Origin of the sequence: Aquidulcibacter sp., assembly GCF_049239865.1 — a bacterium.
Taxonomy (GTDB): domain Bacteria; phylum Pseudomonadota; class Alphaproteobacteria; order Caulobacterales; family Aquidulcibacteraceae; genus Aquidulcibacter.
In genome coordinates, this window is record NZ_JBMLTR010000155.1 from 1 (window position 1) to 9,233 (window position 9,233).

The window sequence follows — 9,233 nt, forward strand, 5'->3', positions numbered from 1 at the left end:
CCAGAGAGTGCTTCGCGCATGGAAGATCTTCAGGAATATGTTCGCGACGTGATGGGGCAGATGGAAAGCGACCTTGGTGTTGGGACAGAATGGGTCGCTATCAATCATTGGAATACGGATAATCCCCATGCCCATGTCATCTTGCGGGGGAGGACGCGTGAAGGTCATGAGTTACGTATCCCCCGCGATTATCTCTCCCATGGTCTTCGCCATCAGGCACGGGACCGGGCGACGGCGGAACTTGGCGAGCGCTCGATCTTCGATGAGCGCATGGCCCTTGATCGCGATATCCATGCTAAGGGGTTTAGTCGGCTGGATAAGGCCCTTGCGGCAGAGCTTGATGGTCGGGGAGAAGTTCGGCTCCAAGACCTAGGCGGGCGAGATCCCGATCAAGCCATCTGGGGCAATGCGCTTCGGGCTCGTGCGCGTGAGCTCGAAGCACGCGGCCTTGCCACAGAAGTCCGCCGCAATGTGATGGCCTTCAAAGATGGCTGGACCGAGACGTTAGCCGAGAGGTCACGCGTAGACATCACCAAGACGCGTAGTACGACCAAGCTCCATGAGCGAGGTGAGGAACTGGTTGGTGAGGTTGTAGGCCTCGAACGTCGCGCCACTGGCAACAGCGTCCTGATCCTTGATACCGGCAACAAGACCAAGACCATGGTCAACACCAAGTCGCCTCTTGTCGATCATCTTCAGAAGGGGTCCTGGGTTCATGTGGATGAGACAGGCCATCTCTCGCGCCTTTCTTATCACCCACTCGAAGAGCAACTCGGGGCAACGGCCTTTACCGCCCTTGATCGGGAGCTTGACCGGATCGGTCATGGCGAGGAGCGTTTCTTTAACGGTGATACCCGCATCGATCAGGCCCTCGCATCACGGGCTCAAGACCATGTTCGGGCAGGGCTTGGAGCTTGCGATCAGGACGGGGTTTTCTCGTTCCATGATGGGGCCAAAGACGCCCTTCAACGGGCAGAGATTAATGCACTCAGCGATACCCTCGCCGAACAAGGGCGTGGCACCCTCACCGCCCCCGGTCACACCGTTTATGACGGCTGGCGGGTTGGATCCTTTGAAGAGCTACACGCTGGCCGCGTCGCACTCCTCGAACGGGCCTCTGGCATGGGCAATCATGTGGTCATGGTCCCGACACCTATCGAGAGCGCGATCAATATCGGCGACAATGTTAGCCTCAGCAGCCTTGGGCGCGGTGGCGCTGTCCAAGTGGTGCAGGACCTTAGCCTTGGGTATGGGTTGGGAAGGTAGGGGGTCTGCTTTGCGCCAAACTAGGCCAATGAAGCGCAATACACGCAAGCCCGAAAGCGGACGTTTACCGATGTGGCGGGATAGTTCTACCTCAATTCGGTCGAGCATCCTGCACCCTCATTGCGGATTCCACGATGTACCGGATTAAGTGCCGGACCTAGATTTGATATCTGCCACTGAGCTACCTCAACAAACTTGTCGTATCAGTGATTGCTACATCGACCACTTTAGCGCGTGTAAATTTGATGTTGTGGCGCTTAAGCGCCTGTAGATCCGCTTTCAGCGGTCCAGTTATAAAAATATGTCGACTAGTATAGTAACGCTTATCTCGCCACATTTTGTTTTGTCCAAGCTTCTCCGACGAATACGCTAGGCAATCGTCACGCGTTTCAACAAAAAAACGTGGCTCATTTAAATTCTGATGGATTTTCGGATCATCCCAGTTGCCAATTGATTGATCAATGACGACCCCATCAACCAATCCCAGCACATGGAGTATATAAAATTGAACACTTTCAGTTTTTGAATGAAATGTTACAGGAATATACCTATGAACGTCGGGCTCATGCTTTTCGATAATCGCCCTAAACTCCTCACTGATATAAAAGTTATCAAATATCGTGAAACAATGTCGTAGGCTGTTACCAACACGCTTGACCCGAAAGGTCAGTGGAAAATCGGGTGGTCCCCATGTGCTCTCTCGGCCATAATTGATATCGCCAATCAGTGATCGTCCAGGACTGTCCCAATTATAGTCCAAGAATATGGAAGCCTGACTGACACCGTCTTGAATGTACCAAACTTCCTTTTCAAGGTCCTCGTGGCTTACTTTTTTCCTTGCCGCCATTGTTGTCATCTCCCCAATGACGCTCAGCGCCGCCCAGCAACGGTCCTGAAGCAATCAAGCTTTTTGATTTTCTGCTTATCCAATCGCTTCTTAAGCGCGTCGGAGATAAACCAAGCACTATAGTAATCCGGCGCCACCCAAAGGTGGCGGCCAGAAATCAAGGTCTGGTCCACGACTAAGACTGAGTCTCTAAAGTCCATTTCCAACACTGTGCGCCTCTTCTCTTCATTACAATATTTGTGCGCCGTACTCTGCTCAATAATGAGCGTATCATTGATGTGAACGAGTGGGTTAAAGGCGCGATAGAACATTTCAGAAGCTCGCCCGTCTTTGTATCTGACTTCAACTGGATCGCTAAATTGATGAACGCCTGGCTCAAATTCTTCAATTATCTCTCGCAGACGATCACTGACACCAATGAAATTCCGCAGTTGAAGAGTATCTGGAAAAGATTTTTTGGGAGTTTTGCTTGTGACTCTTTTTGGAAACGCCTCAGGCGGCAATGGCCCCCACCTGAGATTTGTGCCTTGTGACCGCATCAATGAGGTTTCATGCAAGCTATCAATTTCCGGCGACGTAAAGTACTCACACTCGAAATAGGTCATGTATTGCGCTGCGGTGCCAGCCCTGACCATCCAAACCATAACGCCAATCCCTTATTGCTAATCGCTGGGTGGGCGTACTCATCACCATGCATGCCAGCTCATTTGCAAATTCAATGGCTCAATACTTAGCATAATCAGGTGAATATTTGCCTTATAGAATCTCTCGCTCAACTTTGCGACGCCAAGAGTGATCTAGTCCTGCATCGGTAGCGCGACCTTCAGAAAATGTCTGCTTTCGCCACCCACGCCCCCAAAGCAGACCTTCTCCTTTCGGCCAACTATAGCCAAAATGCCGACAGTCTCAAATGCGCCATTAGTTGCCATTTGGGGTGGTTTGGCGGCTTCTCGGAAGCGGACACTGCCAACACCTAGGATCAGGAACGCCAGAATTGGGAATTTTTTTAGAATCCATGGCTGGTCTGAGCGGGGATTCGATGCCAACCATGGCTTTCGCCGCCGATCCGTAGCGGTCGCCCTCGACGGCTAGCTCATCGAGAGCCGTCTTGATTTCGTGGAGTTCCTTTTCGGTCAAATCGACATCCGATGCTGCCAAATTCTCCTCGAGCCGATGCAGTTTGGTCGTCCCGGGGATTGGGACGATATAGGGCCGCTGCGCTAGCAGCCACGCTAAGGCGATTTGAGCAGGCGTCGCCCCGCGCGGTTCACCGATCCTCTTTATGAGGTCAACAAATACAAGGTTCTTTGCGAGCGCCTGTGGTTGAAATCGAGGTGTATTGGCGCGGAAGTCGCTGGGATCGAGCGGAGTTTCCGCGCTGATCGCACCCGTTAAAAACCCTTTGCCGAGCGGGCTATATGGCACAAAACCTATGCCCAATTCATCGCACGCCTCTAGAATGCCATTGGTCTCGGGTGCGCGCCACCACAAGGAATACTCGTTCTGGACGGCACTAACAGGCTGAATGGCATGGGCACGTCGTAGGGTTTGGACGCCAGGTTCGGACATTCCAAAGGCCATTGCCTTACCTTCCGCGATAAGGTCGCGCACGACCCCTGCGACATCTTCGATAGGGACCCGGGGGTCAACCCGGTGCTGGTAAATCAAATCGACCCGCTCAACACCCAAACGCAGAAGTGAACGCTCTACATGGTCACGGATGTTTTCCGGACGGCTTGATATGCCGCGTATTTTGCCGGTTGAAGCCTCGATATCGAAACCAAACTTTGTCGCGATCACGACCTGATCTCGGACTGGGCGCAAGGCTTCGCCCACCATAACTTCATTGGTGAAGGGACCATAAATCTCTGCCGTATCAAAGAATGTCACACCTCGATCGACAGCTTCCCGGATCAGTTTGATCCCCTCACTCTTGCTGATGCGATGGCTATAGCTGAAATCAAGACCCATACAGCCAAAGCCAATTTCGCTGACACAGAGATTTCCGAGCATTCTTTGCTTCATGGCCTCATCCTTGTTCGCTTCTTCTCTGATGACCGTCGCTCACACGAAGTGCTTCGACGAAAAAATTTCTGCATAGGTCGATCTCTGGGGACGCGCCTCAAGCTGTGTTATTGATACGAGAGTTTGAGGATTGCGGGCGGCAGTCTTTCGCCCGTGATCTTGATTTCGCTTATTGCGGCCTCGATGGTTTCGATGTCAGACGGGGTAAGCTGAATATCACTGGCACCAAGGTTTTCTTGAACGCGAGAGAGGCTGCGCGTCCCAAAGATCGGCACGATGAATGGGGCCTTTGCTAGCAGCCAGGCCAGTGCGATTTGCGCCATCGTGGCGTGCTTTTCTGCTGCAAACTGCCCGAGAAGGTCGAGGAGCGCCTGATTGGCGGCCCGGGCTTCCGCACTAAACCGCGGCGAGAAGGCGCGAAAGTCGGTTTGCGGGATTGGCGTGTCTTCCGTGATTTTGCCAGTTAGGTAGCCTGCCCCGAGCGGGCTCCACGGCACAAAGCCAATGCCAAGCTCTGCGCACAGAGGCAGCACTTCTGGCTCTGGTTCACGCGTCCACAGAGAATATTCACTTTGTACGGCGGTAACAGGCTGCACCGCATGCGCCCTGCGAATGGTTGAGGCCGCCGCCTCTGACAGGCCGAAATGCCTGACTTTGCCGGCTGCGATCAAATCGCGGACGACCCCCGCAACCTCCTCAATCGGCACAGACGGATCGACGCGATGTTGATACAGCAAGTCAATTGCCTCTATTCCGAGCCGCTTCAAGCTATTGTCGACCACCTTGCGAATGTGGGCTGGCTGACTATTTACGCCTCGATTTCGCTCGCCGGTTTCTTGATCAATCTCAAAGCCGAACTTCGTCGCGATAATGACCTGATCGCGGATGGGACGTAATGCCTCACCGACCAATTCCTCATTGGTCCAGGGTCCGTATGCTTCCGCAGTGTCAAAGAAGGTAACACCTTGTTGGTGGGCACCCCGAATGACCCTGATCGCCTCTGAGCGTTCGGGCGACGGGCCGTAGGTAGATGCGAAACTCATGGTGCCGTAGCCGATTTCACTCACCGATAGGCTGCCAAGTGTGCGCGTTTTCATCGTGTTTTCCTCAGAATTTAATAGGAGTATAGAGCTGACGAGGCCGAGGCCTGCCGTTTGTGGTACGCCCGGCTGCTGGCGACATTGACCTGTGGTCTCTCAAACAACTTCCCGCACTTGACCGCAAAAATCCTGTCGCAAATTGATAGTAGCGGAACTCCCTTTCAGAGGTTAGACGCTAAATTTGTTATTCGGTTATACTTGGAGCTTATCAATGCGACGTGAGGAACTCAGCGATCTGGCCGTCTTTTTGACGGTCGCGGAAGCGCGCAGCTTTACGCGAGCAGCCGCCAGCCTGGGCACATCCCAATCTGCGATCAGCCAGATTATCAAGCGATTAGAAGCCCAGATCGGCCTCAAGCTCTTAACCCGAAATACCCGTCATGTGGCACCAACCGAGGCCGGGGAGCGGTTGATCGCTACACTCGGGCCAGCACTCCAGGAAATCGAAGCTGGCCTGTCCGAACTCAATGCCCTGCGCGAGCGGCCATCGGGGACCGTACGCCTCACATCCAGCCGCCATGCGGCGGAACACATTCTCTGGCCAGCTGTTCGCGACCTGATGAAGTCCTATCCAGACGTGAAAGTCGAAATCTCGATCGACAGTCGATTAACCGACATTGTCTCCGATCGGTTTGATGCGGGTGTTCGTTTGGGTGAACAGATTGCCAAAGATATGATTGCAATACCCATTGGTCCGGATTTACGGATGGCCGTGGTTGGAGCCCCCTCTTATTTCGCCAAACAGGGAAGGCCCAAGACACCGCAACACCTAACCCACCATGCCTGCATTAATATCCGCATGCAAACCAAAGGCGGCCTTTACACTTGGGAATTTGGCAAAGACGATCGTGATCTCAATGTCCGGGTAGAGGGGCCCTTCATCGTCAATGATGCCAACTTGATGCTACGCGCCGCATTAGAGGGCCTCGGCCTAGCCTGTGTTTTCGAAGATCAGGTTTCGGATCTGATCAAGATGGGTCAGTTGGAACGGGTTCTCGAGGATTGGTGTCCGCCATTTGCTGGCTATCATCTATATTATCCAGACCGTCGCCAACTCCCGCCGGCTTTCTCCCTGCTGGTCAACGCCTTGCGCTATCGCCGTTAGAGGGACGCCCACGTCGGCGAGGCAGGACAGATTGGGATCAAGTCGCTCTTGACGATCGTTCAAGTCAATTATATTACATATGTAATTTCATTATTCGCCGTGCCATGCAGAGGGAAAGTTGCCATGCCACTTTGGAAGATATATCACCCCGCCAACGCCTTCTCCGAGGCGGATAAGGCAGATCTCGCCGAGAAAATCACGGACGTGTACGGTGCTGTCATGCCACGTTTCTACGTTGGCATTCTGTTTCAGTCCGTTGAGCCCACTCAGTTTTTCGTGGGAGGCAAACCGTCCGGCCAATTTGTTCGCATCGTAATGGAGCATATCGCCAGAAGCTTTCCGAATGTGGAAGCAGGTCGGCGCTTCATCGATCGGATCAATGATATTCTAAAGCCATATGTTGCCGATCGCGGCCTCGATTGGGAGCTTCACATCGACGAGACGCCTTTCGACTATTGGTCGATCAATGGATATTATCCACCGCGTGCGAAGACACCCGATGAAATCCGTTGGCGCGAGCAAAACCGCGCTTCCCCACGAACCCACGACTGATTGGAGAAGCCAATGAGTGACCTCGGTATCGCCGTAATCACCGGTGCTTCCTCCGGCATTGGAGCCTCTTTTGCAACGCGCTATGCGCAAAAGGGATATGATCTTCTCCTCGTCGCGCGACGGGGCGACCGTCTCGCGGCAATGGCGGAAAACTTGCGCTCCGAAACGGGCGTCGGGGTGGAGACATTCGTCGCCGACTTGGGCAATGCAGGTGACCTGACGCGTTTGGAGACCCGCTTGGCCGAAATCCCAGTTACCGCGCTCGTCAATAATGCAGGCGTTGGCGCATTGGGGCCGACCTCCAACGTGCAGGCAGACGCACAACAGGCCTTGTTAAACATCAATGTGATCGCCCTCACACGCCTTTCACTGGCAGCTATTCAACGATTCAAAGCGGCAGGCCGCGGCACGCTCATCAATATTGCTTCGGTAATGGCGCTTATGCCCAGCGCAGGCGGCGGGGCCTATAGTGGGTCAAAGGCCTATGTGCTCAATTTCAGTCGGTCCCTTGGACTGGAACTTGCGGGATCAGGCATCGGTGTGCACGTGGTCATGCCTGGACCAGTTCGCACCGAGTTCTTTAGCTCACAGGGTCTGAATGACGCGGTTTTCCCTGACTCTTCGTATGTGTCGGCAGACGACCTCGTTAAAGCAGTGTTTGCTGGGGTCGATCAGGACGAGGAAGTGATTACACCCACTTTATCGTCGCCGGAAATCTGGCGTGACTATGAAATCGCGCGCAGTGCCTTTATGCGCGAAGTCATGGGCGGCGAGATCGCCGCGCAGTATAAAGTCGGCTGAATGGAGACCCGCAGACGTCGTGGCACGCTATAAGGATGGGCACAAACAAGAGGCGCGCGACGCCATCATCAAGAACGCAGCCGAGCGGTTTCGCCGTGATGGGATTGCGGGCACTGGTGTGCGCGCCTTAATGGCGGATGCAGGCCTGACCCATGGTGCCTTCTATGCCCATTTTTCGTCCCGAGCGGAGCTTGTTGCATCGGCAATAGAATATGGAGCTGAAAGTACACGTGAACAATTTGAAACGGTGCTGGCGACCGTTCCCGGAGATCAAAAGCTACAGACTTTTATCTCGTCCTATTTGCGCCGTCAGCATGGTCAGCAAATGGGTCTCGGCTGTACGGCAGCGGCCCTCGCGCCGGATATTGCGCGCGAAAACAGCGACACTCGTGCGCGCTTCACCGCGCAGACAGAGCGCTTGGTCCACCTGATTTCGGACTTGTTGCCAGAGGGTGGCACTCAAGTTGAGCGCGCCACCCGTGCCAAAACGGTCTTTGCCCTGATGATGGGTGTTCTGCAGCTCATGCGGATTGAAACCAGCCCTGACGCCATTGAGCGCTTAATGCACGAAGGTCGGACCGCGGCCTTGAGTCTGGCGAACCAACCTTGGTAAGCCTTTGAGTCTGAGCACGAAAAGGTAATCGGTTCAGGAGTGAACGTCCGCTTTCACAGCCCGCCAGCTCCAAACCAGACAATCTGTTTTCGGCCAACATCAGTCATTTAGGCGTGTTCTTTGGAGCCACTTTGGCTCGCCGCCCGCCGCTCTCAAAAGCTGGCCTAAAACTTGCTCATCTCCTCTCGCTAAGTGCGGGAGATGTCTAATGGGAAGACGGCTCAGAGCAGATGTGGATCAGCGCCAGCTTGGTTTGTTTGGCGAGAGTTTGGCGCTCGGCCAGAAGCCAACGGCGGTGAAAGCGTTGCCCGTTGCGGCTGCCCAGCTTCTTAGATCTGATGTCTCATCGAAGCATCCTCCCGCGCCGGTCAAAGTAGAACCGCCGCCGCGCAAAAGCCTCAGCACCCTTCCCTCCGAAGTAGTCCGCCCCGCAGAAGCAGCATTGGTTCTTTCAGTGTCATTGAGCTTGCTTAAAAAGTGGCGAGCCGAAGGTGCTGGGCCTCGCTTTGTTCGGTTAGGTGGACGGGCTATTGGCTATCGCCGTGCTGACTTATCGGACTGGATCGCCGCTCGGATCAGTTGATTTCTGCTTTGGCGCAGAACTTTTATGCCGCTGATTGGGCGGTTGCGCGCCTACTGGGCCTTTGGATTCCCCAATCGCGAGCATTGTGGCAATGGGACATGGTGAGGCATGGCTGGCTAGGCTGGTGCGTGCTGGAACCCATCGAAACAGATCGATCCATCTGTGGATATCAGGTGGATAAGTCCCGTTTTTTGGGCTTCCCGATTTTGGTGAACATGCTGGATTAGTGTGGTTTTTCTGAGTTCTCTTGGTCTTGCGAGATCGCAGTTCCGCGATGCTTGTCGAGCCTGATAGAGGATGAAACCTATGAATACCGACACACTTCTGACCGTTGAAGATGC

9 protein-coding genes and 1 pseudogene are annotated in these 9,233 nt (G+C 54.1%); 6 read left to right on the plus strand and 4 right to left on the minus strand.

Annotated features, from left to right (window positions below):
• Window positions 1-1,266 (plus strand): annotated as a pseudogene (locus ACOVRA_RS11150) (hypothetical protein); the annotation flags it as partial.
• A 181-nt stretch (window positions 1,267-1,447) separates the two neighbouring features.
• Here the strand turns inward: ACOVRA_RS11150 and ACOVRA_RS11155 are convergent.
• The 4 genes from ACOVRA_RS11155 to ACOVRA_RS11170 form a co-directional block, all read right to left on the minus strand.
• Window positions 1,448-2,167: an imm11 family protein gene (locus tag ACOVRA_RS11155; RefSeq protein ID WP_421720355.1), complete on the minus strand. Its 720-nt coding sequence runs from the start codon at window positions 2,165-2,167 to the stop codon at window positions 1,448-1,450.
• Window positions 2,137-2,757: an imm11 family protein gene (locus ACOVRA_RS11160; protein ID WP_421720356.1), complete on the minus strand. Its 621-nt coding sequence runs from the start codon at window positions 2,755-2,757 to the stop codon at window positions 2,137-2,139. Before ACOVRA_RS11160 ends, ACOVRA_RS11155 begins: the two co-directional genes overlap by 31 nt.
• Window positions 2,758-3,031: 274 nt before the next feature.
• Complete coding sequence (locus tag ACOVRA_RS11165) at window positions 3,032-4,138, minus strand: aldo/keto reductase (RefSeq protein WP_421720357.1); 1,107 nt, start codon at window positions 4,136-4,138, stop codon at window positions 3,032-3,034.
• A gap of 107 nt (window positions 4,139-4,245) precedes the next feature.
• A complete protein-coding gene (locus ACOVRA_RS11170) occupies window positions 4,246-5,235 on the minus strand; it encodes an aldo/keto reductase (protein WP_346383820.1) in 990 nt (329 codons plus the stop codon).
• A 214-nt stretch (window positions 5,236-5,449) separates the two neighbouring features.
• Here ACOVRA_RS11170 and ACOVRA_RS11175 point away from each other — a divergent pair, with 214 nt between their 5' ends.
• The 5 genes from ACOVRA_RS11175 to ACOVRA_RS11195 all read left to right on the plus strand — a co-directional run bounded on the left by ACOVRA_RS11175 (window position 5,450) and on the right by ACOVRA_RS11195 (window position 8,892).
• Window positions 5,450-6,343, plus strand: a complete 894-nt coding sequence (locus ACOVRA_RS11175) for a LysR family transcriptional regulator (RefSeq protein ID WP_346383819.1) — start codon at window positions 5,450-5,452, stop codon at window positions 6,341-6,343.
• A 123-nt stretch (window positions 6,344-6,466) separates the two neighbouring features.
• Window positions 6,467-6,895 carry a tautomerase family protein gene (locus ACOVRA_RS11180; RefSeq protein ID WP_421720358.1) on the plus strand — a complete coding sequence of 143 codons (429 nt, stop codon included), beginning with the start codon at window positions 6,467-6,469 and terminating at the stop codon, window positions 6,893-6,895.
• Window positions 6,896-6,907: 12 nt separating this feature from the next.
• Window positions 6,908-7,696 carry an SDR family NAD(P)-dependent oxidoreductase gene (locus ACOVRA_RS11185; protein ID WP_346383817.1) on the plus strand — a complete coding sequence of 263 codons (789 nt, stop codon included), beginning with the start codon at window positions 6,908-6,910 and terminating at the stop codon, window positions 7,694-7,696.
• Window positions 7,697-7,715: 19 nt separating this feature from the next.
• Window positions 7,716-8,309 (plus strand): TetR/AcrR family transcriptional regulator, encoded by a 594-nt coding sequence (locus ACOVRA_RS11190; RefSeq protein ID WP_346383816.1) that lies wholly within the window; start codon window positions 7,716-7,718, stop codon window positions 8,307-8,309.
• A 208-nt stretch (window positions 8,310-8,517) separates the two neighbouring features.
• Window positions 8,518-8,892 carry a helix-turn-helix transcriptional regulator gene (locus tag ACOVRA_RS11195; protein WP_346383815.1) on the plus strand — a complete coding sequence of 125 codons (375 nt, stop codon included), beginning with the start codon at window positions 8,518-8,520 and terminating at the stop codon, window positions 8,890-8,892.
• Window positions 8,893-9,233 lie beyond the last annotated feature (341 nt).